This is a genomic window from Cohaesibacter gelatinilyticus, assembly GCF_900215605.1.
Taxonomy (GTDB): Bacteria; Pseudomonadota; Alphaproteobacteria; order Rhizobiales; family Cohaesibacteraceae; genus Cohaesibacter; species Cohaesibacter gelatinilyticus.
This window is the reverse complement of sequence record NZ_OBEL01000001.1, coordinates 2,005,517-2,021,434: the sequence shown is the minus strand read 5'-3', so window position 1 is coordinate 2,021,434 and position 15,918 is coordinate 2,005,517. Positions and strand designations below refer to the sequence as shown.

The window sequence follows — 15,918 nt, the reverse complement described above, 5'->3', positions numbered from 1 at the left end:
GTAATCACCAGATTGGAGTTGGTACCAGCGGAGAAGCCCAGATTATCAAGGCTCTGCTTTTCAGCACGATCTTTGGTGCTTGTGCCGGTCACACCAGTTGTATCGATGCCGGCGCCTGACTGAATGTGCGTGCCCTTGGAACTGCTGTTGGCCTGCTGGGCCTGACGAACAGTGGATTGTGCACTTTCAACCAGCTTGGTGATGGCTTTGATACCATTGTCGGCTGCTTCCAGAGTTTTGGTTGCATTGCCGATATTGTCCAAAAGGTTGCCCAGCTCATTTGCCCGTGTGCTGAGACCTTGTGACGTGAAGAAATTGTTTGGATTGTCCAGTGCAGAGTTGACCTTCTTGCCGGTGGACAGACGGTTTGCAGTCTGTGACATCAAGCTTGCGGTGTTTTGCAATGAGAGCAGGTTCTCACGTACACCTGCTGAAAGAGTAATTCCTGACATAATCCCCATAACCTTTCTGGTTTTTGTACTCGTGACCGTCCTTGGTCTGGGGTCAGAATGATCTCCAATTGAAAAACATTAGTAAAATTATATGGTTAACAGATGTCAGGGTTAATGTGTTGTAATTTTTGATGGTTAAGAATGTCCAAATTATTTCTGGCGGAGGTCAAGACTGTCCTGAAGTGCGCCAATCTGATTGGATTTTTCTTGCTTTGTCGGATTTGTTAAGTGATTTCTTACTATAGTTTTGCGCAACTCTGACACTCAAACTTTGTCTGAGTGTGTATGTTCCAACTGCGCGGGCTCAGATTTTCTATATATTTCTATCGAAATGGGGTTCGTCATCAGAGACTGCAGGTGCTGGTGCGGATTGATAGGCTCGTATCTTCATGAGTCCATCCGCTGATTTTTCAGCAATCTGAGCTGTTTCCATGGAGCTGTTCAGCTCTGACAGATCTTCGCCAGACAAAAGCTGCTGTTGTCCGAGTTGTCGCTTTTGTTTTCTGGCGTCTTTTTCCTGGTTATCCTGTTGGTCCGGATCGATTGTTTCATAGCCCGTATTGCCATGTGTGAAACGGACTTTCTGGTCGCGTTCCGCAGATTCGACCGCATCTTCCTCGGTCACCGCACCGGATCTGGAAGTTCTCTTTGCCGCCGACTTGCCTTGAACTGAAGCTGGCGGCTGCATTTTTTGGACTGACAAATCCATATGAAGCCTCAAGAGTACAAGGTAATTCTTGTGTCTAGACTACATGACTTTTCTTCATTTGTCATTTCCAAGTTTTTTTCGACCAAGATGTCCTTTCCGAGAAGTTAAATATATTTCTTGAGACGGCCTATACTGTATTAAAGATTGACGTTCGAAAATACATTCCGGCAACGAGTGTTTTCTCGCTTATGTTATTCTAATGTACTTTATTGATGTGCAGCCATTCTTCGATGTCAGGGAGATAGTCCTGTGCTTTCTTGCCCCATGGGATGTCGGTGAATTTCTGATCTTCAAACCAAGGTACATATGACTGACCCAAATTGTCCTGATAATGACAACAAGCATAACGGAAACATTTTATACCAACCGATCCAGCGATATCGGAGCTGGTAGAGCCAGGACCAACAAACAGATCCATGCAAGTATTAAATGCGGCTGTGCCAAGCATATCATCCATCAGATCAAGTCCCGGTGCATGATATAGTGGTACATCATGTTTTTCGCGGAATTCCTTTATCTCTTCTTCCTTGGCTGTATATTGGAAGTTATAAAATTCAAATCCCGGCAACCGTAGGATCGATAGCAAGTCTTCCAGATCGAGATATCCATAGGCTTCCGGATCACCAAAAATCTTACTCGACCAAGCCAACCCTACTTTTGTTGTGTTTGGTGTTTTCAGAATATCCAGTTTCCGAAACGGTTCTATATATTGTTCTGGTATTTGCAGAATTTTGTCCGTGCCTTCAAAAGCTGCGATATCTGGTCTCAAGATTTCAGGAAGAGTACCCAGAGAGATCTGGGTGTCAAAGTCTTCCTCTATTTTTGGAAACTCATTCGAGTTGATTTGATATGAGCCGTATTTATTGCCGATTATCGAGACTGATGGAAGTTTGTCAGGCAAGGCTCTGATTTCCATATCCGGATAGAGGGCCTCCATCAGGGGGATGCATTTTTTCTGGACGGCCATGATGATATTGTTGTGATGCTTGATCTCCCGGATCATGCTGGCCGTTTTGAAGACATCACCGATACCCTGATCAGACCAGAGATAAAGTTTTTTGCTTTCAAGCTCTTCGCCTTGCCATAATGGGCTTTTGAGGTTGAATTTAGTGCAGATCCCGCTTGCTTCGAATCTGAAAGGGTTGCCTTTATAGGCGGAAGGAAGATCGCCCAATTTCCAATATGACAGACAACTCATCCATTTTGGAAACGGATTGTCCGGTTTGATTTTCAAGGCAGCATCGTAACATTCAATTGCTTTTTCAAATTCTCCCAGACGGTAATGGCAGTGGCCTTTGGTGCAGATATAGCCATCATGGTTGGGTGCTGCTTTCAGAGCCTGATCCATATGGTGCAATGCATCTTTGTAATGACCTAGTTGAGCATAGGCGTCTGATGCGATCCGATTGCAAATCGCGTCCCCGGAGAATTTGTCTTGGTAGGCTTTTGCATAGTCGACAATTTCTTGATATGCACGGCTCTTGCGCTTGAATTCCAGCCATTGATAATGGGCAACCGGGTCAAAAGGTTCCAATGGCAAGCATTTTTCATAACACAGAAGTGCGGCATCATTGATTTGTGCTGCTTCCAGTATCTGTCCTGTCAGGCGCAGAAGAGGGACATTTTCCGGAAAAAGCTCGATCGCCTTGGTGCTGATGGCGATGGCATCATCATACAGGGTCAAATCATCATCCACTGCTTCTTCCTGCAGGGAGATTGAAATATCGGAATCTGTTTTTTTTGAAGCACTTGCACCCTGAAACAGACTGTCGCTGAGGCGATACCAATAGTCAGGATTATCAGGGTTTTGACTGACTGCATTTTGAAACAGATTAATGGCCAGGCCGAAATTTTTCAATTTAAGCGCCAAATCACCAGTCGCTGCTTGCAAGGCAGGATTATCCTGTTGTGCACTTGCTGCTTCGCTGAGAAATCGAGCCGCAGGTTCGGCCTTGTTTTGTGCGAGAAGGGCTCGGGAAAGTGTCAAACGTATTTCCACATAGCCCTGCTTGTCCTTGAGCAGTTTTCGACAAATGGTTTCAGCGCGGGCAGCTTTCCCTGTTTCCAGATATTTCTGAGCCTTTTTCAAGCGGTCGACAGTAAGAGCCTGCATGACGATTTTGCCTCAAATGTAAGTGTCCGAAACGCTGTGAATCAGTTTGATTCGCAGGGCAAATCAGTTATCGGAGTCTAACAAGAGGAAGAAAGCAGGATCAATTGAAATTCGGTGCCTTCCCAGTTTGCTTTACCAAACGGTGCGCCCTCCATCGATGGAAAGCGTGGCACCATTCATGTAGCTGGACGCATCGGAAATCATGAATGCAACTGACGCTTTATATTCATCCTTGTCTGCCATCCTACCCATTGGGATCAGGTTTGTGAGCCGGCTGACAAAAGCATCGTCCTGACCGTTATAGATCCCACCAGGAGCAAGGGCATTCGCGCGCACTCCTTTGTCTGGCCAATAGGTGGCAAGATATTTGGTGAGCCCAATCAGACCGGCCTTGACCACTGAATAGGTGACCGGTTTGACATTTTGGGTGTCGGCGGTTTCACCTTCATTGCGATATATGCGCTGATCCGGGGCAATGATGCCGAGATCGGATGCAATATTGAGAATAACACCCCCGTCATTTTCAGCCATGTGCGAGCCAAAAATCCGGGAGCAGAGCATAGCTCCGGTGAGGCCTACGGAAATATCTTCATTCCAGATCTGTAGGGGGAGTTCTTCGAAGCGAGACCAGTTTGCGCCATCGGTATTTTCCATCTTTGGGTTGTTGGCTGCATTGTTGATCAGGATATCAACCCGTCCGAATTGATCCAGTATCTGGGTCCGGATGGCATCAATTGCCTCTGGTTTGGTAATATCCAAGGCCGCTCCGAATGATTGGCACTTATAGATTTGGCTGAGACGGTTGGCGGCCTCGGCTGTGCGCTCGGCATCAAGATCTAGCAAGCAGGGGATGCCACCAAGTTCGGCTACTGCTTCAGCGTGTTTTTGGCCTAGCAAACCGGCACCGCCAGTGATTATGGCCACACGACCATCAAGGTCGAAACTGTCTCTTACACTTTTAGCCATCTTGGCCATCTCTCATACCTTATGTTTAGCTTCTTGTCTGACCACCATCCAGTGTCCATATCTGGCCACTGGCAAAGGATGCGTTGTCTGATGCCAGCCAAAGCGCCAGATCTGCTATCTCCTCAGGCTTGCCGAGGCGTGACAGCGCAACCTCTTTGTTGAGCATATCTTGAACAGCTTCCGGATTCCCATCAAGCTTTCGCTGCCAGACAGAGGTCTCAAACAATATGTTCCCAGGGGCTATCGCATTGATACGAATGCCTTTGGTGCCCAGTGGGCGAGCAATGCCTTTGACATAGGCATTGAGGGCAGCTTTTGCTGCGGAATAAATAACCGGAGCCCCGGGGATGACTTCCGTGCCGCAAATGGACGATATGCAGATAATGGTGCCTGATGTTTCACCGAGCTTGTCTTTGCAGGCCTCCACCATATTGGTCGTGCTCCAAAGATTGGTGGCGAACACCCTCTGCCATTCAGCAGCAGTCTCATTTCCTGGCGGTACGGATGCGCCGGATCCTACATTGCAAACCAGAATATCAAGTGAGCCACCGGTATCGCAGGCTCTCTGGGCTACCTTTGCAGCTTCATGTGGGTCGGAAACATTGCCCACGGCAATGCTGCAACGGGTGTCATCGAATGCTTGTTTGGCTTTTAAAAGCGCTGCTTCGTCACGACCGTTGAGAACGACATGGCTTCCGGCTTCATACAAGGCTTTGGCAATCGCCAGTCCAATACCTTTGGAAGAGCCTGTAATCAATGCTGTTTTGCGACTAAGGTCAGTCATGGTGTCGTTCCCGTGTTTCAGGCCTTTAGATCCAATCCTTGAGAGACAAAATCTCTGTAGGATTGGATGGCACCAAGATGGTTGCCATCTGTTGCCCGAGCGGTTTGCAGGATTATGTATCCTTCATAGCGGGCATTTTTCATGCAGGAAAAAAGGGCGGAGAAGTTGGTTGCACCAGTTCCAAGAGGAACTGTTGTTCCCTGATATTCTCGATCTTTGATGTGCAGATTGATAATTCTATCGCTATAAGCAGCCCATTCTTCTTCGACATCAAATCCAAGTGCTGCGCTGTTGCCGCTGTCATAATTGATGCCAAAGGTCGGAACCGGCAGCTTTTTGATGAATTGAGCCAAATCACCCGGTTTGAAATCACTTTCAAAGAGAATGGTGACATTCAATTGCTTGAACATCTCTGAGCGTTTCAATAGTTCCGCGATCAGGCAATCTTGCTGCTCCGGGCTGTCAAGGCTGCCGTTATCGACCAATGGGACAACGATGTTGCGAATGCCTACTTTGCTACAGGCAATGCTAACTGCTTCAAAGTCCTTCAGTAGGCTGTCTTTTTGTTGCGTAGTTTCGGCTTTCCAGAACGGAGCCTGCATGAAGCAATCACCCGTCAGATTGGGGATGCTGATGCGGTATTTGTCGCATAGCTCTCGAATGGTTTTCTGACCATCTTGGGTCATCAACGGATTGTCATAGAGGTCAGATTGATCCAACGTCCATTCCATGATGCGCATGTCGATGCTATCGGCCAGACGGTATTCTTCTTTCCAATCATCCCAAGGAAAGGCTTGTATCATTCCATTGACCTGAGGGACCAATCGCCCTTGTATGAAGCCGATCATGTCTCTTTCACCAATTCGATCAGGATGTTGGAGGTTTGCCCACTATCTGCCAGCTTTTGAAGATAAGCTTCATTGAGGGAAGATAGTTGTTCATTGAGCCATGATGTCAATTGCGGATTGTGACCTTGAAGCTGGATATCGGAAAGTCCGATTTCACAAGTTCCCTGTGGCCCGTCATTCATGATCCAATGCAGATGGTTGAGCAGGTTATAGTCTTGAGTGAATCTGACCGTCATCTGATCTTTTTGAAAACCTGCGGCAGATGCTGCTTCTCGCAGTGATTTTTCAGAAAAATAGAATAGATGCTCTGCATGATAATAGAACTGGTTATAGCTTGGTACGTTCCATGTAGTCAGCAGAGGATCATAAAGATTTGGGACTTCGATAAAGGCTCTGCCACCGGGCTTTAGTGCGCTATGGACATCCTTTAGGAATGAAACAGGATCAGTCGTGTGTTCGAGAACCTGAAATGATCCGACAATATCAAATTGCTGATCGGCAAATTTGCTCTCAGTAAAAAAATCTGAGCTGATTTCAAAGTTGAAATTTTCCGCCATGAAATTGCAACAATCTCGGTCAAGTTCAATTGCGCAAAGCCTTTTGCACTTGCCCTGCAAATGGGTGAGAAACTGACCAGCAGATGCGCCCAATTCCAGGAACTCAGTCTCGCTCGTGATATGCGGAAGGATATGGTTGAGCCGTTGCTTCTGGAAACGGCTGTAGATATCGAACATTTCCTGAGCATGGGTCGATGCACTATCAGACTTATGCGAGACATTCTTGCGATATTCGGTCTCGTAAAATGCCTTAACATCAAACGGCTTGCTGTCGAGATATCCCATATCACATGATGGACAATGATAGACAATGCCTTCTCCGCGGCGAAGCTTTGCAGTGAGGACGCGATCTGAGATTTTTCCGCATCTCGGGCAAGCTTTGGTCAGACCATTTATCTTGTCGTATTTGAGCATGACTTAGCCTCGCGCCGTCAGAAGGCAAACATACTGGGTGCGTGTAATGCTGCATCCGAGATATTTGGGAATGGAGTCTGTTGCTTTATCGCGCATGACTTCGATTGAGAAACCGTTCTTGTCAGCTTCTTCGTGAAGTTGCTGAAAAGTGAATTGGTAAATAGGGTAGGGGCTCTCAGCTCCTGGCTTGTAATAGTATGCCATTTCATGGGTTGTGCCGAGAAAGGTTCTCATCAGCACAAAGCGCTTGGTCGATTGGCATATATGTTTGATCGCAGTCTGCCATTCATCGATATGCTCCAGAGTGCCCGACATCACACTGATGTCTGTGTCTCGTGGTTGTGATTTTGCAATATCCAGCAAGTCGAAGTGGCTTTCTGGAAAATGCTGTTTGGCAACTTCCAGATAGATGCTGGAAATATCGTACCCCTGATAATCAATTTCCTTGTTGGCCTGATCACGAATGCCAACATTAAATGCACCTGTGCAGCAGCCAATGTCGTTGAGAGAAACTGGTGCTTGCTGTGATGAGGCTGTTTTCTGATTGATGATGTCAATGAATTGCTCGACCCAATAGAGCGGGGCGCCGGATAAGCGCTCAATGCAAAGCTCTAAATAATCATCATCTTGTGTTGTTTGCCAATCAATCACTTGTTGTGTCATGGGGCTGCCATTTCAACCAGTTCGAGAACAAGGCCTTCTGGACCTGTGCAATAGACAAGCTTTGCCATGCCGTCCGGTGATGTCTGAATGTCACAATGCATGCGCACACCATGTTCTTTCAACTTGGCGCAGGTCGCATTCAGATCATCCACTGTAAAGGCCATATGCGTCAGACCGGTGGAGGTCGGGCCTCCCGTCCAGGCGGGCTTGTCCGGATGAGATGTGAATTTTAGCAGCTCAATCAGATTGCCATCGGGAGCGGCAAGCTTGACGGTCGTAACTTTGACGTCTTCAAGCTCCATGATTGCATCAATATGTGGGCCTGCCTCATCCATACGGCGAGAGACTGTGAAGCCCATGATATCACACCAGAAATGCAAGCTGGCTTCCAGATCCTGTACAACAAGGCCGATATGACGAAAATTGGTGATCATGGCATTGCATCCACTTCTGCGATGCAGTCGCCCAGAATTTCCATGGCTTCAATGATGGCGTCATCAGGAATGGTCAGTGGCGGGCCAAGTTTGATGGATTCCCGCCCTGTGTGAACCATCAGTAGACCTTTTTGCATGGCAAGCTCGCAAACCCTGCTACCAAATGGTCCGTCAGCTTCTCTCGTATTGGGTTTGTAAAGGAAAATAGCTGCCAAGAGGCCACGGCCAAGAGAAGGTCCCATTCGGTGCGGGAAACGGGCTTCAAGTTTCTTCAACTCGGCAAAAAGCAAATCACCCTTGCGCCGGGATTCTTCCACCAGATCCTTGGATTGGATCTCCTCCAGAACAGCAAGACCTGCTGCACAGCACATAGGATTGGCTGAGTGTGTGCTGCTCATGTTGCCAATGTCTGGAAGGTCCATGATATGTTTGCGACCTAGCACACCTGAGATAGGTACTCCGCCCCCCATACCCTTGCCAACGCAGATCAGGTCAGGCTCAACCTCATAATGCTCATATCCGAAGGCTTTGCCACAGCGGGCAAAACCTGCCTGCATTTCATCGAAAGCCAAAAGGATATCATACTTATCGCAGATATCCTTGATGGCCTGCACATATTCTTTCGGGTAGAAAACAGCACCCCAGCCTTGGAAAGTTTCCAGCATGAAACCGGCAATATCCTGGCTGAGATCAACGCCATTTTCCTTCAGCTGCGTGAGACCCTTGTCCAACACGTCCAGACCGGTTTTATCATTGGTGTCCCAGGGATAAGGGAAAGGAATGTGATGGATGTCTGAATCCAGATTGCCTATCCAGCTTTTCTGTCCCTCATTGGAGCTTAGCATCTGCGCACCCATGGTGCGGCCGTGCCAGTTATTCTGGATGGTGACAATTCCACCGCGCCGCTTGCCGACCTTCTGTCCATGCATGCGAATGAGCTTCAATGCTGCTTCGGTGGCCTCGGTACCCGCAGACAGAAGAAATGCTTTTTCAAATGGCTTGCCAGCAAATTCCAGAAGCTTTTCGAGATAGGTTGCACGAATTTCATTGCCATAGGCATAGCAACTATAAAGCGGGCGATCGAGCGTTGCTGCGATTGAACTGGAAAGGTGCGGATTGGAATGGCCGACATTGGCCACAAAGATGCAGGATGTGAAATCGATCCATTTGTTGCCGGCTGCGTCATAGACATTATAGTTGTTTGCTCGATCCCAAACCAACGGTAGCTGGCCATGCATGGACCGGCTTTCGGTGGCATCCAACCGGGTCAGAATATCTGCAGTGCCAGGGCAGGGAATGGATGTTTTGATCGACCGGTGCTTGGTTTCGATTGGCTGAACCGGCTGGGGGGCGCGGGAGAAGATATGGCTCGCCATCAATTAGCCTCATCAAACAGGATATTTAGAAGTTCAGGTTCGCGGCTGACGCGATACTCGATGTGCTGGAAATCATCTTCACTATCGACTTCCAATGAGACTGGAGTAAGAAATGGCAAGACTTGATTGCCATTGAGCAGGCCAGTGCGGCGAATGAACTCAGTTGAGAGCACGTCTACATAGCCGTTGGGAAAATAGGTGGTCGGACATTGTTGACGTGCACGATTGGCACTGTCCAGAGCCGTGCTGCCCGATCCAACACAAGCAAGGATGCCATCGTCATTGATTTCGAATGTCTTGTAGGCAGACTCGGACATTTCATGGACGGAACGCAATGAGGTCGCATTATTGGGAAGTGCTGATTGGAAGGCTTCAATGGCAGCGTCGATCAGGGCAGGGTTCCGCATGGGGGTGGTTGGTCTGATTTGCACAATGAGATCCGGTTCGGTTTCATTTTCCTTGAACCAATCAAGAGCATGGAGCACGAACTCGATGTCCTGCGAGTGATCTTGAGAAATCTCATCAGGTCTCAGGAATGGTGCTTCGGCACCAAGAGAGAGAGCAAGATCTCTATAATGCTCGGAATCTGTTGTAACAATCGTGCGTTCAATGTGTTTGGACTTCAAGCAGGCGGCGATAGACCATTCCAGGAGTGTACGCCCCGCCAGTCGTCTGATATTTTTGTCCGGAACTCCCTTGGAGCCACCCCGTGCTGGTATCAGTGCTATGATTTTACTCATTATTCGGGGCTTTCGGGAAATAGAGTTTCTTCAACAATGTCGCAAATGATATGCCCATATAGAATGTGACATTCCTGGATCCGTGCCGTGACGTCTGAAGGAGCGATCAGACATTGGCAAAGAGAGGGCAGGTTACCACCGGTGCCACCGGTCAGAGCGTAGGTTTCAATGCCCAATGCACGCGCTGTGCGGACTGCGTCAATGATATTGTTGCTGTTGCCGCTGGTTGAAATGGCAATGAAAAGATCGTCCTTTTGCGCCATGCCTTCCAGCTCACGGCCAAAGATCCTGTCATAGCTATAGTCATTGGAAATAGCTGTTGCGAGGGAAGCGTTAGCCCCCAATACAAGCGAGGGTAATGGCTTTCGGTCTTTGCGAAATCGACAGACAAATTCTGCAGCCAAATGCTGGGCATCGGCAAAACTGCCGCCATTTCCTGCCAAGATGATCTTGCCGCCTGATCGCAGGCAGTTCACACTCTTTTCTGCGATAAAGGCCAGCTGGTTCAACAGCTTTTCATCTTCAAGAGATTTCCTCTTGGCATCAATGGATGCTTCTATCTCATTCTTAATTTTTGAAAGCACAGCGAATCCAAATTCATTGCCAGAATCAAAGTTAGTAAGGGCATACTAGACTATGGTGGGGCGCTGTGGAATCGCTGCACTTTTGCTTGTTGATGGAATGAGTAGCTCTCGCTTGCTTGATGTGGGAGCCAGTATCAGAGTTTGCCTTCAAGTCGTTCCAACGCAATCCAGAAGCCTTCACCCCGACCTTTATGGCCTTGCCAGATCTCGGGAATGAATGGAGCGTTTGGACATCCCTTGTTCAAAATTTTTCCCAACCGAGCAAAATCGAGATTGCCATCTTCAATTTGCAGGCCTTCACCATTCAGTCCTTCTGCATCACCAAGGTGAAGATGGGCTGATATCGGAGCAATCTTTTCAGCAAAGTCGTAGAAATCAAGACCCAGATGGTTGCAGGTCAAGGCCGAATGAGAGATGTCGAAACACATGCGTAGATCAAGCAGCTTGCAATAGTGTAGGATCTCTTCAATCTTGACGAAGAGATTTTGATAGCGTTGACCGCCAAAATGCCAAGGGAATGGGGCCATGGTTTGCGGAATGAGCTCAACTCCCTTGCGGTCCAGCTCATTCAGGCTTTTGGCAAAGCGCTCGTAATAACCTGATATCTCGTCATCAGGCAGGGGAGCGTCCATGGTGAAGCCGCCAATATTGGCTACAATCATCGGTCGTTTGGTTTTTGGGAAATAGGCTTTCAATGTACGAGTGATATCAATTACCCGTTGAGTTTCGAAAATTGACTTCTGACGCTCGTTTTCATCTGGTGTCGCCAAATCCATCAAACGACTTTCTGCAAATAGCTCGGGCGCATGAACGACAAAATCGCAGTCATATTGTCCTTGCAGATAGTCCTCCAGTTTCAGATCCATGTCTGAATAGGATAGATGGAACTCATAAAAGTCTGGAGAAATTCGTTCGGCAAAACTAGCATAATCGTGATAACGAACAGGGACACCCCAAGGGCGTTCAAAGTCGTAATCACGTGGTTCCAGTGCATTTTCAGACAAATCGGCAGGATAGAAGAAATCTTCAAATTCCATATCGCGCTTGGCAGTCTTGCCAATCAATTCATCATAAAAATGGGGTGCGAGGCCTTGCCCCGGGCTTCTTACCTTTATGTGCTCGGCAGTGATCTCAATACCTTTTTTAATGGGGTAAGCAGCTACCAGACTTTTTGCCAGATTTTCGCGGTTGATCATTTCCCCTTGGGAGAGTGTGCGTTCTGCTCCGGTGCCTAAAGCTTCCTCTACCTGTCGGATGCCATCGACCATTTGTTTGAATTCTGGCATTTCAAGAGAGGCCGCGTGGTCTGGGCCCTCCATCTCTCGATCAGCAGTAAAATGCCGCTCTATGATAGCGGCTCCCAAGGTTGCTGCGCCTATGGAGACTGCTATGCCGCGTTCATGACCGGAATATCCGATGACAGGGTGGATTTTGCGAAGGCCATCCATCCAGCGAAGATTGATATCATGGAACGGAGCGGGATAGGTGCTATTGCAATGAAGAAGGGCAAATGCCGTCTTTCTTTCGTTTAGAAAGGCTACAGTGTGCTCGACTTCCTCGGTCTTGCTCATGCCGGTCGATAGAATTAACGGCTTGCCGGTTTTTGCCAGTTCCTCCAGCAAAGGAACATTGGTGAGGTCTGCAGAAGCAACCTTATAAGCCTCAACCTGCATGTCTTCCAAAATGGCGAGGCTGTCTGAATCCCATGGCGTGCAGAGATAGAGGATGTCTTTGCTATCACAATAGACCTTCAGTTTCCGATGTTCCTCTTTGCTCAGCTCAAATCTTTGCAGTAAATCAACGATATATTCCGAGCCAAGGTCCTCCCCAGCTTTGTTCAAGCTGCGCTCGCGATAGACTTGAGCAAGGTGGCGCATTTGGAACTTGACGCAATCTGCCCCCGCCTGAATAGCTTGATCTATCAGTTCGATAGCAAGATCATAGGAACCATTATGGTTGTTGCCGATTTCGGCAATGATAAAGGCTCGGCCTTCGCCGATGGTAAAGTTGCCAATCTGTAAGGCCATTCTAATTTTCCAATGATTGCTTGCGTTCCCGGATGGTCCAGGCATGGAGGCCTTCTGCCTCAAATCTGAAAGGCAGCGATGTGAGGCCCATTTTCTGAAGACCAGTCATCAGGCGATGTTTCTTAAACGGCGGCACATAGAAAAGGAAGAAACCACCACCACCTGCTCCCAAAATCTTGCCTCCAATAGCGCCAAGATCAAGGGCGGCCTGATAGATATTATCCAGTTCGTCATTACTGATTTTTCCACTCAGCTGACGTTTGATTTCCCACAATTCATGTAGACATTGACCAAATTGCAGTAGGCGACCACGCAAGAGATCATTGCGTAATTGGTAGGTTATTTGTACAGAGCGACTGACCAATGCACGGATTTCGGCATTGAGCATTGTTTTGCGCTGATCATTATGGATTTCGCCGGATTCATGAGCAATTCCAGTGTTGCATAGTATCAAGCTTTCTTCCAGCTCGAGGAGAATGTCGTTGCTGATGCGCAGGGGATTGACCACGGTTTGATCCATCCCGAATTCCATGAAATTGAAGCCCCCAAACACTGTGGCATACTGGTCCTGCCATCCGCCTGCGATATCCAGATACAATCGTTCTGCTTGGAAAGCCAGTTCAGCCAGTTCATGTCGATCCCAGCGATCCTGTCGGAATTGATTGAAGCACCCAAGAATGGAAGCTGAGACAGCGGAAGATCCTCCCAGTCCAGATTTGAGTGGGAAATCGCTGTTGATGAACAGCTCGAACCCAAAGGCAGGTTGAATGGTGCGCAAAAGAGCGAGGATCAGATCGAACTTGCCTGAATGAGCAAATGCGTCCTGCAAGCTATCTGCTTCCAATGCTTCATTCAGATCCAAAGAGGAGATGATCACCTTTAAATCGGTGCGCTTGCGCAAAGTGGCGTGGCAATAGGATGAGATGGTGCTGTTGATCACCGCGCCTTTGTGGTCGGAGAAGAAATGCGTGAGGTCCGAGCCGCCTCCACCAAAACTGATGCGTACCGGAGCGCGGGCACGGGCATAGACGGGTTCCTCAATCTGGATCGGCATTTGTTTCTTGGTAACAACCTGTACCAGCCTACCGTTTTCATCCAGTACAGGAATAAGACGAATTTTCTGATCCAATTGCTTGAGTAAAAGTTCGCGAGGGGTCTTGCTGTCTGCCGCCATGAAATCGCTGTTGGCACATTGCATGATCGGATCGTCCAGAGACATGTCTTCTAGTAATTTTCGCCGAATATCGCCATCGGTAGCAATTGCGACAACGCGCTCTGTGTCGTCAGTCACCAAGATGCAGCCTTCGTGATTGGCTTCAATCTTGCGAAGCGTTTCTCTCAAGGTTGCCTTTTGATTGATCTGGTATTTTTCAAGTGTCACTTGTCACTGTCCTTGAGCTGCGATCATTTCCTGAAAATACTCATAATCCTCGGGAACGCCAATGTCGATGAAGTCACAATCGCATTGAACAGCCTGCATTTTGCCCGATTTCACCAGATTTGGTAAAATAGTTGCCTCGAGCGACATTGCTCCCTCAGTCCAATTTTCCAATAGTTGGCTGTTGAGACGATAGAGGCCGGCATTGATCCATCCCGACTCAGCTTGCGATTTTTTTTCTTCAAAAGCGGTGATGACACTGTTTTGGCTGATGACTTTGCCATATCGATTGCAATTGGCAACATGGGTTGTGGCCATTGATGGGGCTTGAGCTTCTATCATTTTCTGCATGCCATCAGGGAGCCAGGTATCTGCATTTACAGCTATGAAATCTCCCTCATATTGCATTTCTCTCAATGCATGAGCAATTGCCCCACCAGTACCCAAAGGCACAGGCTCGACTATTGTTTGATACTGGCAATGTTTGAACTGAGGTTGGGCGAAAGTCTGGTTCAGATGGACTTTTACCGATTTTGCTTTGTGGTGCAGAAGAAAGGCGAAATGCACTATTCCAGCTTCGAGCCAATTTTCCAATAAAAAATCCAGAAAAGGCTTCCCATGAACTGGTGCTAAAGGCTTGGGGACGTCATTGACAACAGATTGCAAGCGGGTGCCGAAGCCTCCAGCTAGTACCAAAAGAGGAATGCTTTTCATGGGAGTCTGATGTCTGCCAGAGTTCATCGGATTACGCGGCAGGGAGAAGGTGCTTTGTCTTGATATGGTCTGCTACGTGTTTGAAAGCAGATAATGAACCGCTTCTTCAAAGCTGTCAAAGACGGTGAAGATTTTGTCCAGACCTTGTTGCCTCAGTTTGTCCCGCAATGGCCCATCGCCAGTATTGACACCAACAGCAGTTCCACCGGCATTTTTTGCGGCTAACAGATCTGATGGTGTGTCCCCGACATAGATGACCCGATCTGGCAATACGGAATATTTCTTACACATTTCCAGAGCGAATTTAGGAGATGGCTTTCGATAGATTTGCGGCTTGTCGGGATGCTCAGGGGCAATACATATTTCTTCAAAAAGTGGTATTTCATCATCAAGCAACTTGAGCATCTTGTTGTTGCACTCGACGGCTTTTTGTAGTGGGAAATACCCTCTGCCGACACCTGATTGATTGGTGTGAAGGAACAACAAGTGTCCTGCAGCCTTAAGTTGTTTCAAGCCATGTTTTACGCCGGGAAGCAGTTGGACATGTTCTGGATCACAAAGATAGGGTATGTGATGGATCAAGGTGCCATCGCGATCCAGAAAAATCAGATATTGTTGCTTGGACATGATTTTATTGGTTTTAGAAGGCTTTGTCGACGGCGATGCCGTGTTTTTGTACTGGAGCGCTAGGTACCTGTCCATTTTGTCCATAAGTGTTTGTGGTACCGGCCTGTTGAACGTCTTTGTTAACATTTTGTACCAGCTCGGATGCGACTTCTCGTGCTGTTGCAACAACTGCAAGGTTGGTGCGCAGGGTATTTTGGAACAGAAAATGGCGACGTTGCAGCTCTTCGGCGTCTTGTGGAGAAAGATCGCGGACCAATCCAGCATTATTCACTATGGTTTTTTGCAGTAGCATATACTGAATGGCAAGTTGGTTCTTGGTTTCCACCAACTCGGTGGCTTCTTGCAACTTTCCCTCGCGCAACAAAGCGCATTCTTCCGCCAAAATGTCATCCAAAGCATCAATGATGCGTTCAAGGGCAGTAACGATGCGGCGCACATCTTCTTTTTCAGCAATGGGAGCCTTGGCGAGGCTGGCGGCCTGAGTGACAGGATTGATGATCTGGTCAGCAGTGTTGGAAGGATTATTGGTCAT

17 protein-coding genes are annotated in these 15,918 nt (G+C 47.9%); all 17 read right to left on the bottom strand.

From position 1 onward, the window contains the following. On the bottom strand, nt 1–452 hold a 452-nt coding region (locus CRO57_RS09210; protein WP_483189145.1), incomplete at its 3' end, for a flagellin N-terminal helical domain-containing protein. 313 nt (nt 453–765) lie between these two features. Next, a complete protein-coding gene (locus tag CRO57_RS09205) occupies nt 766–1,161 on the bottom strand; it encodes a hypothetical protein (protein WP_097152957.1) in 396 nt (131 codons plus the stop codon). A 196-nt stretch (nt 1,162–1,357) separates the two neighbouring features. Beyond that, nucleotides 1,358–3,274 (bottom strand): tetratricopeptide repeat protein, encoded by a 1,917-nt coding sequence (locus tag CRO57_RS09200; protein WP_097152956.1) that lies wholly within the window; start codon nt 3,272–3,274, stop codon nt 1,358–1,360. 132 nt (nt 3,275–3,406) lie between these two features. Beyond that, complete coding sequence (locus tag CRO57_RS09195; protein WP_097153312.1) at nt 3,407–4,240, bottom strand: SDR family oxidoreductase; 834 nt, start codon at nt 4,238–4,240, stop codon at nt 3,407–3,409. A gap of 25 nt (nt 4,241–4,265) precedes the next feature. Further along, nucleotides 4,266–5,024, bottom strand: a complete 759-nt coding sequence (locus tag CRO57_RS09190) for an SDR family NAD(P)-dependent oxidoreductase (protein ID WP_097152955.1) — start codon at nt 5,022–5,024, stop codon at nt 4,266–4,268. 17 nt (nt 5,025–5,041) lie between these two features. Beyond that, nucleotides 5,042–5,827: a sugar phosphate isomerase/epimerase family protein gene (locus CRO57_RS09185; RefSeq protein ID WP_244580041.1), complete on the bottom strand. Its 786-nt coding sequence runs from the start codon at nt 5,825–5,827 to the stop codon at nt 5,042–5,044. A 41-nt stretch (nt 5,828–5,868) separates the two neighbouring features. Beyond that, nucleotides 5,869–6,843: a class I SAM-dependent methyltransferase gene (locus CRO57_RS09180; RefSeq protein WP_097152953.1), complete on the bottom strand. Its 975-nt coding sequence runs from the start codon at nt 6,841–6,843 to the stop codon at nt 5,869–5,871. 3 nt (nt 6,844–6,846) lie between these two features. Continuing rightward, a complete protein-coding gene (locus CRO57_RS09175; RefSeq protein ID WP_097152952.1) occupies nt 6,847–7,506 on the bottom strand; it encodes a methyltransferase in 660 nt (219 codons plus the stop codon). Beyond that, nucleotides 7,503–7,940, bottom strand: a complete 438-nt coding sequence (locus tag CRO57_RS09170; RefSeq protein WP_097152951.1) for a VOC family protein — start codon at nt 7,938–7,940, stop codon at nt 7,503–7,505. Before CRO57_RS09170 ends, CRO57_RS09175 begins: the two co-directional genes overlap by 4 nt. Continuing rightward, nucleotides 7,937–9,316 (bottom strand): aspartate aminotransferase family protein, encoded by a 1,380-nt coding sequence (locus CRO57_RS09165; protein WP_097152950.1) that lies wholly within the window; start codon nt 9,314–9,316, stop codon nt 7,937–7,939. Before CRO57_RS09165 ends, CRO57_RS09170 begins: the two co-directional genes overlap by 4 nt. After that, a complete protein-coding gene (locus CRO57_RS09160; RefSeq protein WP_097152949.1) occupies nt 9,316–10,056 on the bottom strand; it encodes an acylneuraminate cytidylyltransferase family protein in 741 nt (246 codons plus the stop codon). The genes CRO57_RS09165 and CRO57_RS09160 overlap by 1 nt, the downstream gene beginning before the upstream one ends. After that, complete coding sequence (locus CRO57_RS09155) at nt 10,056–10,640, bottom strand: D-sedoheptulose-7-phosphate isomerase (RefSeq protein ID WP_097152948.1); 585 nt, start codon at nt 10,638–10,640, stop codon at nt 10,056–10,058. Before CRO57_RS09155 ends, CRO57_RS09160 begins: the two co-directional genes overlap by 1 nt. Nucleotides 10,641–10,774: 134 nt before the next feature. Next, nucleotides 10,775–12,667 carry an N-acetylneuraminate synthase family protein gene (locus CRO57_RS09150; RefSeq protein ID WP_097152947.1) on the bottom strand — a complete coding sequence of 631 codons (1,893 nt, stop codon included), beginning with the start codon at nt 12,665–12,667 and terminating at the stop codon, nt 10,775–10,777. Between the two features lies 1 nt (nt 12,668). Beyond that, nucleotides 12,669–14,048, bottom strand: coding sequence for a GHMP family kinase ATP-binding protein (locus CRO57_RS09145; RefSeq protein WP_097152946.1), 1,380 nt, complete (start codon nt 14,046–14,048; stop codon nt 12,669–12,671). 3 nt (nt 14,049–14,051) lie between these two features. Next, nucleotides 14,052–14,759: a sugar phosphate nucleotidyltransferase gene (locus CRO57_RS09140; protein WP_170956003.1), complete on the bottom strand. Its 708-nt coding sequence runs from the start codon at nt 14,757–14,759 to the stop codon at nt 14,052–14,054. A gap of 72 nt (nt 14,760–14,831) precedes the next feature. Then, a complete protein-coding gene (locus tag CRO57_RS09135) occupies nt 14,832–15,386 on the bottom strand; it encodes a D-glycero-alpha-D-manno-heptose-1,7-bisphosphate 7-phosphatase (protein WP_170956002.1) in 555 nt (184 codons plus the stop codon). 13 nt (nt 15,387–15,399) lie between these two features. After that, nucleotides 15,400–15,918, bottom strand: coding sequence for a hypothetical protein (locus CRO57_RS24740; protein WP_170956001.1), 519 nt, complete (start codon nt 15,916–15,918; stop codon nt 15,400–15,402).